The organism is uncultured Buchnera sp. (genome assembly GCF_913776765.1).
Taxonomy (GTDB): Bacteria; Pseudomonadota; Gammaproteobacteria; order Enterobacterales; family Enterobacteriaceae; genus Buchnera; species Buchnera aphidicola_AO.
On record NZ_CAJYPO010000001.1, the window covers coordinates 249730 to 267747 of the forward strand.

The 18018-nt window shown below is 25.5% G+C and carries 15 protein-coding genes and 3 tRNA genes; 14 read left to right on the forward strand and 4 right to left on the reverse strand.

Features of this window, described 5'->3' with window-relative positions:
* Positions 1–90: 90 nt before the first annotated feature.
* The 11 genes from QZ401_RS01290 to queD all read left to right on the forward strand — a co-directional run bounded on the left by QZ401_RS01290 (position 91) and on the right by queD (position 11927).
* Positions 91–1902 (forward strand): assimilatory sulfite reductase (NADPH) flavoprotein subunit, encoded by a 1812-nt coding sequence (locus tag QZ401_RS01290; protein WP_295164245.1) that lies wholly within the window; start codon positions 91–93, stop codon positions 1900–1902.
* A complete protein-coding gene (cysI, locus tag QZ401_RS01295; protein ID WP_295164246.1) occupies positions 1902–3605 on the forward strand; it encodes an assimilatory sulfite reductase (NADPH) hemoprotein subunit in 1704 nt (567 codons plus the stop codon). The genes QZ401_RS01290 and cysI overlap by 1 nt, the downstream gene beginning before the upstream one ends.
* 11 nt (positions 3606–3616) lie before the next feature.
* Positions 3617–4351: a phosphoadenylyl-sulfate reductase gene (locus QZ401_RS01300; RefSeq protein ID WP_295164247.1), complete on the forward strand. Its 735-nt coding sequence runs from the start codon at positions 3617–3619 to the stop codon at positions 4349–4351.
* Between the two features lie 106 nt (positions 4352–4457).
* Positions 4458–5879 carry a siroheme synthase CysG gene (gene cysG / locus QZ401_RS01305; protein ID WP_295164248.1) on the forward strand — a complete coding sequence of 474 codons (1422 nt, stop codon included), beginning with the start codon at positions 4458–4460 and terminating at the stop codon, positions 5877–5879.
* 9 nt (positions 5880–5888) lie between these two features.
* A complete protein-coding gene (gene cysD / locus QZ401_RS01310; RefSeq protein WP_295164249.1) occupies positions 5889–6797 on the forward strand; it encodes a sulfate adenylyltransferase subunit CysD in 909 nt (302 codons plus the stop codon).
* An 18-nt stretch (positions 6798–6815) separates the two neighbouring features.
* Positions 6816–8234 carry a sulfate adenylyltransferase subunit CysN gene (cysN, locus tag QZ401_RS01315; protein ID WP_295164251.1) on the forward strand — a complete coding sequence of 473 codons (1419 nt, stop codon included), beginning with the start codon at positions 6816–6818 and terminating at the stop codon, positions 8232–8234.
* A gap of 22 nt (positions 8235–8256) precedes the next feature.
* Positions 8257–8892, forward strand: coding sequence for an adenylyl-sulfate kinase (gene cysC, locus QZ401_RS01320; RefSeq protein WP_295164253.1), 636 nt, complete (start codon positions 8257–8259; stop codon positions 8890–8892).
* Between the two features lie 270 nt (positions 8893–9162).
* Entirely contained in the window at positions 9163–9873 is a 711-nt protein-coding gene (gene ispD / locus QZ401_RS01325; RefSeq protein WP_295164254.1) for a 2-C-methyl-D-erythritol 4-phosphate cytidylyltransferase, read from the forward strand.
* A gap of 15 nt (positions 9874–9888) precedes the next feature.
* Complete coding sequence (ispF, locus tag QZ401_RS01330) at positions 9889–10383, forward strand: 2-C-methyl-D-erythritol 2,4-cyclodiphosphate synthase (RefSeq protein WP_295164256.1); 495 nt, start codon at positions 9889–9891, stop codon at positions 10381–10383.
* 650 nt (positions 10384–11033) lie between these two features.
* Positions 11034–11516, forward strand: coding sequence for a peptidoglycan DD-metalloendopeptidase family protein (locus QZ401_RS01335; protein WP_295164257.1), 483 nt, complete (start codon positions 11034–11036; stop codon positions 11514–11516).
* Between the two features lie 48 nt (positions 11517–11564).
* Positions 11565–11927 (forward strand): 6-carboxytetrahydropterin synthase QueD, encoded by a 363-nt coding sequence (gene queD, locus QZ401_RS01340; RefSeq protein ID WP_295164259.1) that lies wholly within the window; start codon positions 11565–11567, stop codon positions 11925–11927.
* Between the two features lie 18 nt (positions 11928–11945).
* Here queD and queE read toward each other — a convergent pair whose 3' ends face one another.
* The 4 genes from queE to glnS all read right to left on the reverse strand — a co-directional run bounded on the left by queE (position 11946) and on the right by glnS (position 17502).
* Positions 11946–12605, reverse strand: a complete 660-nt coding sequence (gene queE, locus QZ401_RS01345; RefSeq protein ID WP_295164262.1) for a 7-carboxy-7-deazaguanine synthase QueE — start codon at positions 12603–12605, stop codon at positions 11946–11948.
* 103 nt (positions 12606–12708) lie between these two features.
* Positions 12709–14004 (reverse strand): phosphopyruvate hydratase, encoded by a 1296-nt coding sequence (gene eno, locus QZ401_RS01350; protein ID WP_295164263.1) that lies wholly within the window; start codon positions 14002–14004, stop codon positions 12709–12711.
* 9 nt (positions 14005–14013) lie between these two features.
* Positions 14014–15657, reverse strand: coding sequence for a CTP synthase (locus QZ401_RS01355; protein ID WP_295164265.1), 1644 nt, complete (start codon positions 15655–15657; stop codon positions 14014–14016).
* Positions 15658–15810: 153 nt separating this feature from the next.
* Positions 15811–17502, reverse strand: coding sequence for a glutamine--tRNA ligase (glnS, locus tag QZ401_RS01360; protein WP_295164267.1), 1692 nt, complete (start codon positions 17500–17502; stop codon positions 15811–15813).
* A 148-nt stretch (positions 17503–17650) separates the two neighbouring features.
* Between glnS and QZ401_RS01365 the strand changes: the two genes are divergently transcribed.
* The 3 genes from QZ401_RS01365 (at position 17651) to QZ401_RS01375 (ending at position 17928) form a co-directional block, all read left to right on the forward strand.
* Positions 17651–17727, forward strand: a tRNA-Met gene (locus QZ401_RS01365).
* A gap of 6 nt (positions 17728–17733) precedes the next feature.
* Positions 17734–17815, forward strand: a tRNA-Leu gene (locus QZ401_RS01370).
* Between the two features lie 38 nt (positions 17816–17853).
* Positions 17854–17928, forward strand: a tRNA-Gln gene (locus tag QZ401_RS01375).
* The last annotated feature ends 90 nt before the right edge of the window (positions 17929–18018 follow it).

An 18018-nucleotide genomic window follows, 5' to 3' on the forward strand; every position in this document is an offset into this window, starting at 1 on the left:
TTAGTAGCTAAAAATTAATATTTTCTGTAAATTATATTAAATTAACAATATTAGGTTTTTTAATATAATGAGATTTAGGCATTTAGCATAATGAAAAACAAAAATCCCTTTAATACCTTTTTTCCTTTTGATTTAGATAAAATAGAAAATTTAGAAGAAATAAAAAAAAATTGTTCTAATATTCAATATGCCTGGCTTTCAGGATATTTTTGGAATCTAGCAAATCAAACTTCTTCAGAATTAATGTCTGAAAAAAGCAAATTTTTTCAAAAAGAAAATATAGAGAAAACAATTACTATTGTATCTGCTTCTCAAACGGGTAATGCTAGACTACTTGCTAATCGTTTTAATGAATATTTAAATAATGAAAATAAAAAAACTAATTTAGTTAATGCTTCTGATTACAATTTTAAAAAAATTAAAAATGAAAATTTTTTAATTTTGATTATTTCGACTCAAGGTGAAGGTGAACCTCCAGAAGAAGCATTATCTTTTTATAAATTTATTATGTCAAAAAAAGCTCCTAGATTAGATGATTTACACTATAGTATATTTGCATTGGGAGATACCTCCTATGATTTATTTTGTCAATCAGGTAAAGATTTTGATAAAAAATTTAGCGAATTAGGAGGCAAACGTTTACTTAATAGAGTAGACGCAGATATTGAATATGAAGAAACTTATATTGAATGGTCTAAAGAATTATTACTTGCTTTAAATAAAATAGATATTTCTTCTATTTCTTGTTTAAAAAAAAATAATAAAAAAAATTTTATTAATGAATTAAACACGTATACAAAATATAAACCTGCTGTAGCTACTGTATTAGTAAATCAAAAAATTACTGGTCGGCATTCAACTAAAGATATTCATCATATTGAATTAGATATAAGTAATTTAAATATTATTTATACACCTGGTGATGCATTAGGTATATGGTATCAAAATAGTACTCAATTAATTAAAAAAATATTAAAACTACTTTCTATAGATATATTTGATAAAGTTAAAGTAAAAGATAAATTAATTACTGTTTTTGACGCTTTAAAAAATGATTTTGAATTAACTATAAATACTAAACGTATTGTTCAAAAATATGCTGATATTACACAAAACAAATTTTTAAAGAAAATTATATCTAACGATAAAGATTTAAATGATTATGTAAAAAAAACTCCCTTATTAAATATGATATATGACTACCCTAAAAAATTATCTTCTCAGCAATTAATTAGTATTTTACGTCCTTTAACTCCAAGATTATATTCTATTTCTTCCTCTCAATCTGAAACAAATGACGAAGTTCATATTACAGTAGGAGTGGTAAAAAAAATGATTTCTGGAACTTTACATTTAGGAGGTGCTTCTGGTTATTTATCACAATTTTTAAAAGTTGACGATTCTATAAAAATTTTTGTTGAAAAAAATAATAATTTTCGCTTGCCCGAAAACAAAGACTTACCTGTTATCATGATTGGATCAGGAACTGGTATTGCTCCATTCCGTTCTTTTATACAGCAACGAGATAACGATGGATCTAAAGGGAAAAATTGGATATTTTTTGGTAATCCTAATTTTACTGAAGATTTTTTATATCAATTAGAATGGCAAAAATATTTAAAAAAAGGACTTCTTACAAAGATGAGTTTAGCTTGGTCAAGAGATCAAAAACAAAAAATATATATACAAGATAAAATAAGAGAAAATGGAAAAGAATTATGGAAATGGGTAGAACAAGGCGCACAAATCTATGTTTGTGGCAATGCCTCTAAAATGGCAAAAGATGTTGAAAAAGCACTATTAGATGTTTTTAGTGAAAATAGTTCAATGGATATTGAAGAATCTAGTGAATTTTTAAATGATTTAAGAATAAAACGACGTTATCAAAGAGATGTATATTAATGAAAAAAAATCACAAAAAAATATTTTTAAAAATGACTCAAGAAGAACACATCAAAGAAAATAGTAATTATCTTCGAGGTACTATTGTTGACGATTTAAAAGATGAAATTACTAATGGTTTTAGCGGAGATAATTTTTCTCTAATCCGATTCCATGGTATGTATCAACAAGATGATCGAGATTTACGTTTAGAACGTAATGAACAAAAATTGGAACCCCGTTATGCAATGATGTTACGTTGTCGTTTACCTGGAGGTATTATTGAAGCTAAAAAATGGTTAAAAATTGATCATTTTGCAAGTGAAAACACATTGTATGGAACAATTCGATTAACTAATCGTCAAACTTTTCAACTTCATGGAATTTTGAAGAAAAAATTAAAAGATGCGCATAAAATGCTACATGAAGTAGGTTTAGACTCTTTAGGTACAGCTAATGATGTTAATAGAAATGTTCTCTGTACATCTAATCCTATGGAATCTTTAGTACATCAAGAATGTTATACATGGGCTCAAAAAATTTCAAATGTTTTATTACCTCAAACTAAAGCGTACGCAGAAATTTGGTTAGATCAAAAAAAAATAGCTACTACAGATCAAGAGCCAATTTTAGGAAAAACTTATTTACCAAGAAAATTTAAAACTACAGTAGTAGTTCCACCATATAATGATGTAGATTTATATGCTAATGATATGAATTTTATAGCAATTATAAAAAATAATAAAGTAATAGGATTTAATGTATTAATAGGTGGTGGTTTATCTATAACTCATGGAAACAAAAATACATGGCCATTTCTTGCTGTTGAATTAGGTTATATTACTCTTGAACACACTTTATCTGTGGCTAAATCTATAGTAACAACACAACGAGATTGGGGAAATCGTACTGACCGAAAAAATGCAAAAACTAGATATACTATAGAAAAAGTTGGTTTAAGTGTTTTTAAAAAAGAAGTTGAAAAAAGAGCTAATATAACTTTTGAACCTATTCGTCCTTATTATTTTACTGGTCGAGGAGATAGATTTGGATGGACGAAAAATATTAATAATAATTGGAGTTTAACAATTTTTGTTCAAAATGGAAGAATATATGACACTGACAAACAGTTAGTAAAATCAGGTTTATTAAAAATAGCTAATTTACATAAAGGTAACTTTAGATTAACAGCAAATCAAAATATAGTCATCTCTGAAATATCTAATGAAAACAAGAAAAAAATAAATGAAATTGCCATATCACATGGATTAATAAAAAAAGTAAGTCCATTACGTGAAAATTCCATGGCTTGCGTTTCTTTTCCTACTTGTCCATTAGCAATGGCGGAAGCTGAACGTATGTTATCGTTTTTTATTACGCAAGTAGAAAATATCATGTTAAAATATGGTGTTGAAAAAGAAATAATAATTTTACGTATTTCTGGATGTCCTAATGGTTGCGGAAGATCTTTATTAGCTGAAATTGGTTTGATTGGAAAAGCTATTGGTCGATATAATTTATATATTGGTGGAAATCGAATAGGTAGTCGAATTCCAAAGATATATAAAGAAAATATTACAGAAAAAGAAATATTAACTCATTTAGAATTCTTAATAAAAATTTGGTCTATTAAACGTAAAAAAACAGAACATTTTGGAGATTTTGTTATTAGAAAAAATATTGTAAAAGAAATTGTTAATCCTATTCATGATTTTTGGAATTAATGGTGATAAAAATGTCTCAATCTAAGTATGAAAATATAAATTCGTTAAATTCTGAAAAAAAAAAAGAAGTTTTGTCTGAAATTAATATGCTAATGTCTGGATATTCTGCTGAAAAACGTATATCTTGGTCATTAAAAAATTTACCATTTACACATGTTATGTCATCTAGTTTTGGTATTCAATCGATTGTATTATTACATCTTATAGTATCACAAAAACCCGATATTCCTATTGTATTAATCGATACTGGATATTTATTTCCTCAAACGTATAATTTTATTGATATGTTAGTAAAAAAATGGAGTTTAAACTTAAAAGTTTTTCGATCAACTATATCTTCAGCTTGGCAAGAAGCGCGATATGGAAAACTATGGACACAAGGTATTGAAGGAATTAATTTATATAATACTATTAATAAAGTAGAGCCAATGAATTTAGCTTTTAAAAAATTATCAGTAAAAACGTGGTTTTCAGGATTGCGCCGTGAACAATCTAAAAGTAGAAGTGCATTACCTTATCTTTCTATTCAAAAAGGAATTTTTAAAGTATTACCAATTTTAGATTGGTCTAATAACGAAATATATAAATATTTAAAAAAAAATAACTTAGAAAATCATCCTCTATTAAAAGAGGGCTATATATCTGTAGGAGATATTCACACTACTAAAAAATTTAAAGTAGGTATGTTAGAAGAAGAAACTCGTTTTTTTGGATTAAAACGTGAATGTGGTTTGCATGAAGATTAATTTTAATATTTTTAAAAATTCTATATATTTAAATTCAGATATAAAAATATATAAATATTTTTCAAAAATTTATATAAACTTTTTATTTTTTTTAAACAGGGTAAACGTGAATTATTTTCCTATTTTTTTAGATTTAAAGTATAAAAATGTATTGGTAGTTGGTGCTGGAGAAGTTGCTTTTAATAAAATTAAATTATTACTTCGTTCAAGAGCTATAATTAGCATTATTAGTAAAGATATATCTTTAGAAGTTAAAAAACTTCTAGATCAAAAAAAAGTACATTGGATTTCTAAAAAATTTCATTTATCTTATTTAAATAAAATTTTTTTGGTTATTGCTGCTACTAATAATGTTAAGTTAAATCAAAAGATATTTGAAACATGTGACAATCTTAAAATATTAGTTAATGTCGTGGATGATCAATCAAAATGTTCTTTTATTTTTCCCTCTATTATTGATCGATCTCCTATAGTTGTAGCTATTTCTTCAGGAGGAACAGCGCCTGTTTTGTTACGTTTATTACGTGAAAAAATTGAAGCCATTCTTCCTGCAAGATTAGGTAATGTTGCTAAAATTGCAGGCAATTGGAGATCTACAATTAAACAAAAATTTACTACCTTATTAGAAAGACGTCGTTTTTGGGAAAAGTTATTTAACAGTATTTTTGTTCAATATATCATTAATGGAGAGGTAAAAAAAGCAGTTAAAACTTTAATAAAAATGATTGATCAACCTAATTTATTAATTGGCGAAATTATTTTAGTTGGAGCAGGCCCTGGAAATAGCGGGCTTTTGACTTTAAGAGCACTACAAGTATTACAGGAAGCAGATGTAGTATTATACGATCGTTTAGTTTCTTCAGAAATTTTAGAATTTATTCGTCGAGATGCAAAATGTATTTACGTTGGCAAATCCGCTGGTGTAAAAACTATTACCCAAGATGAAATTATTAAATTATTAATATCTTTAGCAAAAAAAGGAAAAAAAGTAGTTCGTTTGAAAGGAGGAGATCCGTTTATTTTTGGCCGTGGTGGTGAAGAATTAGAAGCAGCAAAAAAAGAAGGTATTAATGTTCAAGTTGTTCCAGGTATTACATCTGCGATTGGTATATCTGCTTATACCGGTATACCATTAACACATCGAGATTATGCAAAAGGCGTAATATTTATTACAGGTCAAAAATGTGCGAATGACATATCAAATAATTGGTCTATTTTATCTGATTCTTCTTATACCTTAGTTATATATATGGGAACTTTACAAGCTTCATATATTTCTCAAAATCTCATTTTATATGGTCGTTCAAAATCAACACCAATAGCTGTCATTGGAAAAGGTACTACTATAAAACAAAAAGTTATTATAGGACGTTTAGATGAACTTGATAAAATAGTTAAATTTACTATAAATCCATCTTTATTGATTATTGGAAAAGTTGTTTTATTACATAAAAAATTAGAATGGTTTAATACTTCTAGTGCATTTAATAATACAAAAAATCTATCTTCTATAGTAAATTTAATTTAAGGAAAGAAAATGTTTAAAAAAAATACCACTCATTTACGTCAATTAGAATCAGAAAGTATTTATATAATGCGAGAGGTAATAGCTGAATTTGAAAATCCGGTAATGCTTTATTCTATTGGAAAAGATTCTTCAGTTATGCTGCATCTTGCGAGAAAAGCTTTTTATCCTGGACGTTTACCCTTTCCATTATTGCATATAGATACTGGGTGGAAATTTAAAGAAATGTATTCTTTTAGAGACTACATTGCTCAATCGTTAAATATAGAGTTAATAGTTCATTCTAATCTAAAAGGAAAATTATTAGGTGTAGATCCATTTCAAGATAGTGGTACAAAATATACTGATATAATGAAAACAGAAGGATTAAAAGAAGCAATAGATAAATATAAATTTGATGCTGCTTTCGGTGGAGCTAGACGTGATGAAGAAAAATCACGTTCTAAAGAACGAATTTATTCTTTTCGCGATTCTTTTCATCAATGGGATCCCAAAAAACAACGTCCAGAATTGTGGTGGAACTATAATGGACAAATTAACAAAGGAGAAAGTATTCGTGTTTTTCCTCTTTCTAATTGGACTGAATTAGACATTTGGCAATATATTTTTTTAGAAAAAATAGAGATTGTACCACTTTATTTTGCTGCTATGCGTCCAGTTTTAGAAAGAGATGGAACTTTATTAGTTATTAATGATAAACGTATTAATATTAAACCAAATGAAAAGATAGTTCAAAAAATGGTTCGATTTCGAACTTTAGGTTGTTGGCCTTTAACGAGTGCCATTGAATCAAAAGCTGTTACTCTATCCGATGTTATTGAAGAAACGTTGATAGTGAAGACAAGTGAACGTACAGGTCGATCTATTGATCATGATCAAAGAAGTTCAATGGAATTTAAAAAGAGACAAGGTTACTTTTAAAAACAGGTTAAGATTAAAATGAATAAAAATATTAATATTAAAAAACTTAATATAAAAAATAGTTTTCAAAATTGGTTGTATTTAAATGAGCAAAAAACTCTTTTAAAATTTTTAACATGTGGAAGTGTAGATGATGGAAAAAGTACCTTAATTGGTCGTTTATTACATGATACCAAGCAAATTTATGAAGACCAGTTATCTTCTTTAAAGAATGATAGTAAACGTCATGGAACACAAGGAAAAAAAATAGATCTTGCACTTGTAGTTGATGGACTACAATCAGAACGTGAACAAGGCATTACAATTGATGTTGCATATCGTTATTTTTCGACTAGTAAAAGAAAGTTTATTATTGCTGATACACCAGGTCATGAGCAATATACTCGAAATATGGTTACAGGCGCATCTACATGTGATTTATCTATTCTATTAGTAGATGCTAGAAAAGGATTATCAGAACAAACCTATAGACATAGTTTTATTTCTACATTACTTGGAATTAAATATTTAGTTGTTGCAATAAATAAAATGGACTTAGTAAAATATAAAGAAGAAATTTTTTTAAATATAAAAAAGAAGTTTCTTCTTTTTTCTCAAAATTTTTCTAAAGATTTGAAAATTTTTTTTGTTCCTATATCCGCATTAATTGGTGAAAATGTTGTATTTAAAAACCAATATATGCCTTGGTATAAAGGATTTACATTATTACATCTTTTAGAAACTATAAAAATTCAAGACACTGTTGATTCTAAAGAAATTAGATTTCCAATACAGTATGTCAATCGTCCTGATTCAAATTTTCGTGGATACTCTGGTACGTTAGTTTCTGGTAAGATTTATGTTGGACAAAAAATCAAAATATTACCTACTAATATTAATTCATCTATTTCTCGTATTTTAAAATTTGATCAAGATTTAGAAACAGCAGAAGTAGGTGAAGCTATTACAATAGTTTTAAAAGACGAAATAGATGTTAATCGCGGAGATTTTTTTGTAAATTTTAATTCTCTTTTAAAACCTTCTCGAGAAGCAATTATAGATGTTGTGTGGATGACAGATACTGTATTAAAAATAAATAATTCGTATGCTATTAAATTAGCTGGAAAAAAAACACGTGTTTATATTAAAGAAATTTTGTTTAAAATAGATGTAAATACTCTAATTAAGAAAAAAACTAATGTACTAAAATTAAACAGTGTTGGACGAGTAAAAGTTCTATTCAGTGAAGAAATGATATTCGATGATTATAAAGAAAACAAAATAACAGGTAGTTTAATTTTTATTGATCTTTTAAGCAATATCACAGTAGGAGCAGGAATGATTCAAAAAAGTATACAAAAAGAAGAAAAAAATATTTCTGATAATACAAAAAATTTTGAATCAGATTTATATAATTTAATTTTAAAACATTTTCCACATTGGAATATAAAAAAATAGAATATAAGGTTTTTTTATTAAAATGAATAATAATTTAAAAGAAAATATTATTTGGCAAAAACATTCAATAACACGTATAAAACGTGAGAAAAAAAATGGTCATAAATCTATAGTAATATGGTTTACAGGACTATCAGGTTCAGGAAAATCTAGTATTGCTAATTCTTTAGAAAAAACATTATTTAAAAATAATTTGAATACTTATTTATTAGATGGGGATAATATCAGATCTAATTTATGTTCGGATTTGGGTTTTAGTGTTCTAGATAGAAATGAAAATATTAGACGTATTGGAGAAGTAGCAAAACTAATGATGGATGCAGGCATTATAGTATTAGTTTCCGTTATTTCTCCTTATAAAAATCAAAGAAAAAAAATTTCTATTATGTTAGGAAAAAAAAATTTTTTGGAAGTTTTTGTTGATACTCCAATAAATATATGTGAAGAACGTGATCCCAAAAAATTATATAAAAAATCTCGCCTTGGTGAAATATCTGACTTTACTGGTATTCAATCTATATATGAAATTCCAGAAAAACCAGATCTATGTTTAGATGGAACAATATCTTTAAAAAATAATACAAAAAAATTAATTAAAATATTATATGATAGAAATATTATATCTTTTTCAAATATTGATAAAACATTTTTATTTTAAATAAAATTATTTAGAGTGACATATGAAAATGTTAAAAATATTTTTACTATTTTTATTTTTTTGGTTGCAATGTTCTCTTTGGATCGGAAAAAATGGTATTTTAGACTATATTAAAATGTATAAAAAAATTATAGTCCAAAAAAAAAAACGAAGATTTTGAAATAAGGAATAATCAATTAATATTAGAAATTGAACGTTTAAATAATGTAATTAAAAAATGATATTTATTTTTAAATATATTAAATAAAAATTAATTTTTTTGGATATTAAATGAAATTAATTAATTCACCTAAACTAAAAATTATCGCTGTAGTACCAGCTGCAGGAATAGGTAGAAGAATGGAACTAGATTTTCCTAAACAATATATAAAAATTAAAAATCGTACTATTCTTGAATATACTTTAAAAACATTATTATCACATCCTAACATAGTTCGTATTGTTGTAAGTTTGCATCAAGAAGATAATTATTTTCAAAAATTATCTATATCATCTGATTTACGTGTTTTCTCTGTATTAGGTGGTAATGAAAGAATACATTCAGTTTTATCTGGTTTAATCATAGAAACAGATGCTAAATGGGTAATAATTCATGATGCAGTTCGTCCTTGTTTGAGTTATCAAGATTTAGAAAATTTAATAGCTATCACTAAAAATAGCAAAGTAGGTGGCATTTTAGCTCGACCTGTATGTGATACTATTAAATATAGTAATTACAAAAACAAAAAAATATTACATACTCTCCCTAGAAATCATTTATGGCATGCTTTAACTCCTCAATTATTTCCAATAAATTTATTACGATTTTGTTTAAAAAAGATCATTGAAGATAAAATAAATATAACAGATGAAGCGTCGGCATTAGAATATTGTGGATATCATCCATTAATCGTTTTAGGAAGTTATAAAAATATTAAAATAACTTATCCTGAAGATCTTTTTTTTGCAGAATTTTATCTGAAAGAATTATTAAAGAATTAAGAGGATATATTTATAATGAGAATTGGATATGGTTTTGATATTCATGCATTTGGTGGTATAAAACCATTAATTATTGGAGGTGTTCAAATACCTCATAATCAAGGTTTAATTGCTCATTCTAATGGTGATTTATTAATACATTCTTTAATAGACGCATTACTAGGAGCTACTGCTATGGGGGATATTGGAACTCTTTTCCCAAGTGAAAACGAAAAATATAAGAATATTAATAGTAGAATTTTATTAAAACATGTTTGGAAAATAATTTATTCAAAACATTATCGTATATGTAACATTGATATTACTATTATTACTGAAACTCCTAAGATATTATCTTATGTTTTTCTTATGAGGTCCAATATAGCATCAGATCTTAATATTAAGATAGAAAAAGTCAGCGTAAAATCTACAAGTTCTAAAATGATAGGATGCATCGGAAGAAAAGAAGGAATAGCCTGTCAATCAATTGTAATGATTGTAAAATCTAAAAATAGTCATTTACAAAATTAACACAATTTAATATATATTAAAAGTGTTTTTTAGTATAATACACTACTTTTTTTAATAAATTTGTTACTTAATTTTGTTATTTATGTAATTAAACGGTATAATTTAATGCAATTAAAACTTTTAATGTACAAATTATTTTTTTTAATCTTTATGTTTTTTCTCTGCAAAAATTTTGCTTTTGGAAATTCAATTAATAAAAAAAATGCCTTTTTTAATAATTCTAAAATTTTACAGGATAAATTTTATAAAAAATATTTAGAAGATCTTATTTTTTTAAAAAAAAAGAATGTTTTTCTTTATTAAGAAATAACAAGAAATATTTTTTTGAAAAAAATAAGATTTTTATCAGTAATCATGAGTATATTATTTCTTTTAAAAAAAATATTTTCCATGTTTTTTACATTATTAAAAAAAAAGATACATTATATTCTATATCTAAACGTTTTGGTTACAATTATAACCAACTATCAAGATTTAATAAAATTAAAAAACCTTATAAAATATTTGTAGGTCAAAAAATATGGATAGCAAATATTAAAATTAATAATATTAATCATTTAAATTTTTCTTTTTTTAATTATACTAATAAAGTAAAAAAAGAATATAATTCTTGTAAATCTTTTTTTGAAAAATTATCAAATATTGAAATTTTGATTAAAAAAAATCAATTTTTTACTAAAATATGTTCTTTCTATAAAAAAAAAATAGATGAAAAAAAATATATTCAATTTCAAAAAAACATAATTATTGTTTCCAACAATTGGTCTTGGCCTATAAAAAACCCAAATATAAAAAGTTTTTCTCGTTTTCAAATTAATAATCGACACGGAATTGAAATTTCTGGTTTTGCAGGGCAACCTGTTTTTGCAGCTGATTCTGGAGAAGTAGTATATGTTGATAATAATTTTGAAAGTTATGGTAAATTAATTATTATTAAACATAAAAACGATTACTTGAGTATATATGGATTTAACGAATCTATTTTTGTTAAACAAAAAGATAAAGTATATAAAAATAAAAAAATTGCCGTTATGGGTTCATCAAATAATAATTCAGGTAAATTATATTTTGAAATACGTCATAAAGGTGAACCTGTTAATCCATTAAATTTATTGCCTAGTTTAAAAAAATAAACATAATTAAAAATTTTATTAATTTTTTAATACTATATTGAGAAGTATATGAAAACTATTATATTTAAAGATTTTCAATTCGAAGCAGCACATTATTTGCCGTATGTTCCCACAACACATAAATGCAGACGATTACATGGTCATTCTTTTTTTGTTCGTTTAGAACTAAAAGACAAAATTAATAAAAAAAAAGGTTGGATAATGGATTATTCTGAAATTAAACTAGTATTTCAACCTATTTATGATCAGTTGGATCATCATTTTTTAAATGATATTCCAGGTTTAGAAAATCCAACAAGTGAAATTTTAGCTAAGTGGATTTGGGATCGTTTAAAACCTAAATTATCTATTTTAAATACTATTATAATTAAAGAAACATGTACAACAGGATGTATTTATCAGGGTTGTTAAAATTTCAAACATAGAGTTTTATTGAATTTTGAGATACTTATGTATTTGTATTGATAATCGCCAATTTTTTATTATACATGTTTTAATACAAACGTTTAATGCTTCTTCATTTTGACTAATTGGTTGTAAAAAAATTAAATTATTTTTTTTATTTTTTATTTTTTTTAAAATATTTTCTAAATAAAATAAATCTTCTTCTTTTAAAACAGGGTATTTAATTTCATTAGCACGTAATATTGATGTATCTAGTGTTTTTTGATTTATTTTAGGAGAAAGTGTAATCCAAGTATTTAAAGAACATCTGATTAATTCAGTTCCACTGGTTTCTATTTGACATTTATAACCTTTTTTTTCTAGTTCTTTTGTAATCTCTAAAAGATTGTATAAACATGGTTCACCACCAGTAATGACAACATGTTTAGCAGTCCATTTTTTTTTTTTTATTATTAAAATAATTTCTTTAGAATTAATATAACTCCATTTTCTATTTGACTTTTTTTTCATTATTATTTTTTCATAAGAAATCTGATCTTGATTATTGCATTCCCATGTATATTTAGTATCACACCATCTACAATGTACTGGACATCCTTGCAATCTAATAAAGATTGATGGTGTTCCAACATAGTAGCCTTCACCTTGTATTGTTTGAAACATTTCATTAATTGGATAATGCATAGTTAGACTCATAAAAGTTTTTAATGTTTTATATTAATGAGAAACAGGCATATTTTTTAAAATACCTGATTCTCTCTAAGAATTTTTTTTATCTTAAAAAAGATTAGTTAATTATTTTTAGTCCATGGAAAGGAGCGTTTTTTTCACCTAATTTTTCTTCTATTCTGATTAATTGATTATATTTAGCCGTTCTATCAGAACGACTCATAGATCCTGTTTTGATTTGTCCTGATGCTGTTCCTACTGATAAATCTGCTATTGATGTATCTTCTGTTTCACCTGAACGATGAGAAATAATAACACCATAATTAAATTTTTTTGCCATTTTAATAGTTTCAATTGTTTCAGTTAATGTTCCAATTTGGTTTAATTTTATTAAAATTGCATTTGCAATACCTTTTTTAATTCCTTTTTTCAAAATCTTTTTATTAGTAACAAATAAATCATCTCCTACTAATTGAATTTTATTACCTAATTTTTTTGTTTGATATAAAAAACCTTCCCAATCTGATTCATCTTGTCCATCTTCTATAGAAACAATAGGATATTTATTTGATAAATTTTCTAAATAATGAGTTAGTTCTTGTGAACTAAATTGAATTCCTTCTCCTATAAATTGATATTTTTTTCTAGTTTTATTATATAATTCAGAAGCTGCACAATCTATGGCTATTGTGATATCTTCTCCTAATTTGTATTTAGTTTTATATATTGCATCTTGAATTGTGTTTAACGCTTCTTCGTTGGATTTAAAATTTGGAGCATATCCTCCTTCGTCTCCTACTGTAGTACTCATTCCTTTATCTTTTAGTAAGTTTCCTAATGAATAAAAGATTTCTGCTCCGATACGTATAGCTTCTTTTATCGATTTAGCTGAAATAGGTTGTATCATAAATTCTTGAAGATCAATATTATTATTAGCGTGTTTTCCACCATTAATTATATTAATCATTGGTAAGGGCATTGAAAAAACACCTGGTGTATCATTAATTTCTGCAATATGTTGATATAAAGGCATTCCTTTAGAAGCAGCAGCTGCTTTCGCAATTGCTAAAGATACTGATAAAATTGAATTAGCACCTAAATTAGATTTATTTTCTGTACCATCTAAATTTATCATAGTTTGATCGATGTCAAATTGATCTTTTGCATTTTTGTTTTTTAAAGCGTGAAAAATTTTATTGTTTATTATTTCGACTGCTTTTTGAACACCTTTACCCATAAATCGATTTTTATTTTGATCTCTTAATTCCCATGCTTCAAAAGAACCTGTTGAAGCTCCAGAAGGTACTGAAGCTAAACCAATAAAACCTCCTTCAAGAAAAACTTCACATTCTACAGTGGGATTACCTCTAGAATCAATTATTTCACGACCAATTATTTTTGTTATTTTAGACATTTTTTACCTTTATTTTAAAATTATTTTTTTATTTTTTTTTGCTGATTTAATAAAATCTATGAACAACGGATGCCCATCGCGTGGTGTGGAAGTAAATTCAGGATGAAATTGGCAACCAATAAACCATGGATGATTAAAAATTTCTATAATTTCAACTACATTATTTTTTTTAGAACGTCCTGCGATTCTTAATCCGTTTTTTTCTATTCTTTTTAATAAAATATTATTTACTTCGTAGCGATGTCTATGCCGTTCTATAATAATATCTTTTTTATATAACTTTCTAGATAAACTATTAATAATTAATTTACAGGGTTGACTTCCTAATCGCATAGTACCTCCCAAATTAGAATTATTATTATTTTTTCCATTAGTTATATCTTTTGTGTTATTTTTTTTAGTTTTAATCAAATCAATAACAGGAAATGTACATTTTGGATCAAATTCTGTAGAGTTAGCGTCTTTAATTCCTATAACATTTTGTGCAAATTCTATAATTGCTATTTGCATTCCCAAGCATATTCCAAAATATGGAACGTTGTTTTCACGTGCGTATTGAACAGATAATAATTTTCCTGTCACACCACGATCTCCAAAACCACCTGGTATTAAAATACCATTAAGATTTTTTAATAACTTAAAATTTTTATTTTCTATTTCTTGAGAATTGATTAATTCTATTTTTACTTTAATTTTATTTTTTAATCCTGCGTGTTTAAGTGCTTCTATTACGGATTTATACGCATCAGGTAATTTAACATACTTTCCAATTATACCAATAATAATTTCATTGTTAGCATTTTTTTCTTCATAAATAACTTTTTCCCATTCTTTTAAATTAGCTTCAGGAACATCTAATTTAAAATATTCGCAAATATAATTATCTAATTTTTGATCTTTTAACAATTTTGGTATTGTATATATTGAATCTACGTCTTTTAAAGAGATTACAGCATTCACTGGAACATTGCAAAATAATGCAATTTTTTTTCTTTCGTTTTTTGGAACTGTTTGTTGAGAACGACAGATTAAAATATCTGGTTGTATTCCAATCGATAGCAATTCCTTTACTGAATGTTGAGTGGGTTTAGTTTTAATTTCTCCAGCTGTTTTTATATATGGTACGAGTGTTAAATGTATATATATTACATTTTTACGTCCAATATCTACTGCTAATTGACGAATAGCTTCTAGAAACGGTAAAGATTCAATATCTCCAACTGTTCCACCTATTTCGACAAGAATAATGTCGCTATTTTGAGAACACAAAATAATTCTGTCTTTAATAGCGTTAGTAATATGAGGTATGACTTGAATAGTGGAACCTAAATAATCACCTCTTCTTTCTTTTTTTAAAACTTCAGAATAAATACTTCCAGTAGTAAAATTATTTAAACATGTCATTTTTGTTCGAATAAAACGTTCATAATGACCTAGATCCAAGTCAGTTTCAGCACCATCTTCAGTAACAAACACTTCTCCATGTTGAATAGGACTCATTGTTCCTGGATCAACGTTAATATATGGATCTAACTTCATAATAGTTATTTTTAAATTTCGTGCTTCTAATATAGCTCCTAATGAAGCAGCCGCAATACCTTTTCCTAAAGATGACACTACGCCACCAGTTATAAAAATATAATTTTTAGTCATGCTAAATGTAAAAACATTAGTTAAAATGAATAGGTAGTTTAAAATTTTTAATATTTAATTAAATTTTTTAATAAAAATTAACTTAAAAAGTTTTTAAAAATATAAAATTTTTTTATTTAAAAAACATTGGCTATAATATACATTTTTAATTTTTCATTTTTTTTTCAAATTCCATGAATCTCGTAAATTAACGGTGCGATTAAAAACTAATTTGTTTTCTTTTGAATCAAGTTTATCTAAACAAAAATAACCAATTCTTTCGAATTGAAAAAATAAATGTATAAAATTTTTATTTATTTTTTTTATTATTTTTTGAGCTAATTTTTTTTCGATAAAACCATTTTTGACTATTAATGAATTAGAATTTAAAAAAGATAAGAAATTTTCTTCTTGTTCAGGATTTTTTATTTTAAATAATTGATTATATAATTTAAATTGAGCTGGAAATGAATTTTTTATTGAAATCCAGTGAATTACCGCAGGATTTTTTTTATTGACTGGCTTTTTTCCTAAACTATTAACATCACAGAAACATATTATATTAATAATATTACCATTTTTGTCTTTTTCTATTTTTTCTGCTTTTATTATGTACGAATATCTTAAACGAATTTCCTCTCCAATTTTTAATCTTTTATATTTTTTATCGTATTTTTCTTTAAAATCTTCTCGTTCAATGTATATAGTATTTGTAAATATAATTTCGTGAGTTCCTAAATTTGGATTGTTTGGATGATTTGGAACTATTAATTTTTCTTCATGATTATCATCTATATTATATAAAAATATTTTAATTGGTTCTAATACAGCCATAGTGCGTACTGCTTTTTGATTTAGTTCATTTCTAATACAGTATTCTAGCATAGAAAACTCCACTAAATTATTTTGCTTAGTAACACCAATTCTATGACAAAATTCACGAATAGAAGATGCTGTATATCCTTTCCTTCTTAGTCCTGAAATAGTTAATATTCGTGGATCATCCCATCCATTAACTATTTTTTTTTCAATTAAAACTGCAATTTTTCTTTTAGATAAAATTGAATATTCTAAATTTAATCTAGAGAACTCATACTGTTTTGAATAATGTGTAACACTAGTTTTTTTTAAAATCCAGTTATATAGATTTCTATTATCTTGAAATTCTAATGTACAAAAAGAATGTGTTATACCTTCAATGGAGTCAGAAAGACAATGAGCAAAATCGTATGTAGGATATATACACCATTTATTTTTAGTTTGATGATGTGTGGAAAAAATAATTCGATACAATACTGGATCACGCATAACAATAAATGAAGAACTCATATTAATTTTAGCACGTAAACATGCTTCTCCTTCATTAAATTTTCCTTGTCTCATTTTTTCGAATAATTTCAAGTTTTCTTTAACACTTCTATCTCTATAAGGACTTTTTTTTCCTATAGTATTTAAAGTTCCTCTGTACTCACGTATTTCTTGTTTTGTTAATTCATCTACATATGCTAAACCTTTTTGAATTAATTCTTTTGCATATTCATACAATTTTGAAAAATGTTCAGAAGAATAACGAATTTTTTCATGCCATTTATAACCTAACCATTTAATATCGTTTTGAATCGAATTAACATACTTGATATTTTCCTTAATAGGATTTGTGTCATCAAAACGAAGATTGCAATATCCATTGTATAAATTTGCAAGTTCAAAATTTAAACATATTGATTTAGCATGTCCAATATGAAGATATCCATTAGGTTCAGGAGGAAAACGGGTATGTAATAATAAATTTTTATTTTTTTTTAAATCTTCATTGATAATTTTATAAATAAAATTATTACTATTTTTTGCTATTTTAGTATTCATTTTTTTAAAGCTCATTTTTTTATTAAAACATATAAAAAATTACTTGTTTTACGTAAATAATTATATTGATTATTCACTTTTTATATTATAAAATAATAACAGTGATATCTTTATAAAACCTTAAAAAAATATTTTATATTTTTAATAAGGCTACGTAGCTCAGTTGGTTAGAGCACAGCACTCATAACGCTGGGGTCATGGGTTCAATTCCCGTCGTAGCCACCATTAGTAGCGGGAGTGGCGAAATAGGTAGACGCACCAGATTTAGGTTCTGGCGCCGTAAGGTGTGCGAGTTCAAATCTCGCCTCCCGTATATTAAATATTCTTCTTTTAAAAAATCTGTAATGATAATGGGGTATAGCCAAGTGGTTAAGGCACCGGTTTTTGATACCGGCATCCCTGGTTCGAATCCAGGTACCCCAGCCATTCTAGAAATATCTTTTTCTTATCTATATAAAAAAAGTATTTTTTAAATATATAAAATTATTTTTTATATTATCGAAATTATAGATAATT

What these genes read in the sequence shown, in the direction of transcription:
- ispD (WP_295164254.1), top strand. Translation starts at nt 9,163, where the DNA reads ATGAAATTAATTAATTCACCTAAACTAAAAATTATCGCTGTAGTACCA.
- queD (WP_295164259.1), top strand. Translation starts at nt 11,565, where the DNA reads ATGAAAACTATTATATTTAAAGATTTTCAATTCGAAGCAGCACATTAT.
- eno (WP_295164263.1), bottom strand. Translation starts at nt 14,004, where the DNA reads ATGTCTAAAATAACAAAAATAATTGGTCGTGAAATAATTGATTCTAGA.
- cysN (WP_295164251.1), top strand. Translation starts at nt 6,816, where the DNA reads ATGAATAAAAATATTAATATTAAAAAACTTAATATAAAAAATAGTTTT.
- queE (WP_295164262.1), bottom strand. Translation starts at nt 12,605, where the DNA reads ATGCATTATCCAATTAATGAAATGTTTCAAACAATACAAGGTGAAGGC.
- QZ401_RS01290 (WP_295164245.1), top strand. Translation starts at nt 91, where the DNA reads ATGAAAAACAAAAATCCCTTTAATACCTTTTTTCCTTTTGATTTAGAT.
- cysD (WP_295164249.1), top strand. Translation starts at nt 5,889, where the DNA reads ATGTTTAAAAAAAATACCACTCATTTACGTCAATTAGAATCAGAAAGT.
- glnS (WP_295164267.1), bottom strand. Translation starts at nt 17,502, where the DNA reads ATGAATACTAAAATAGCAAAAAATAGTAATAATTTTATTTATAAAATT.
- QZ401_RS01355 (WP_295164265.1), bottom strand. Translation starts at nt 15,657, where the DNA reads ATGACTAAAAATTATATTTTTATAACTGGTGGCGTAGTGTCATCTTTA.
- QZ401_RS01300 (WP_295164247.1), top strand. Translation starts at nt 3,617, where the DNA reads ATGTCTCAATCTAAGTATGAAAATATAAATTCGTTAAATTCTGAAAAA.
- cysC (WP_295164253.1), top strand. Translation starts at nt 8,257, where the DNA reads ATGAATAATAATTTAAAAGAAAATATTATTTGGCAAAAACATTCAATA.
- cysI (WP_295164246.1), top strand. Translation starts at nt 1,902, where the DNA reads ATGAAAAAAAATCACAAAAAAATATTTTTAAAAATGACTCAAGAAGAA.
- ispF (WP_295164256.1), top strand. Translation starts at nt 9,889, where the DNA reads ATGAGAATTGGATATGGTTTTGATATTCATGCATTTGGTGGTATAAAA.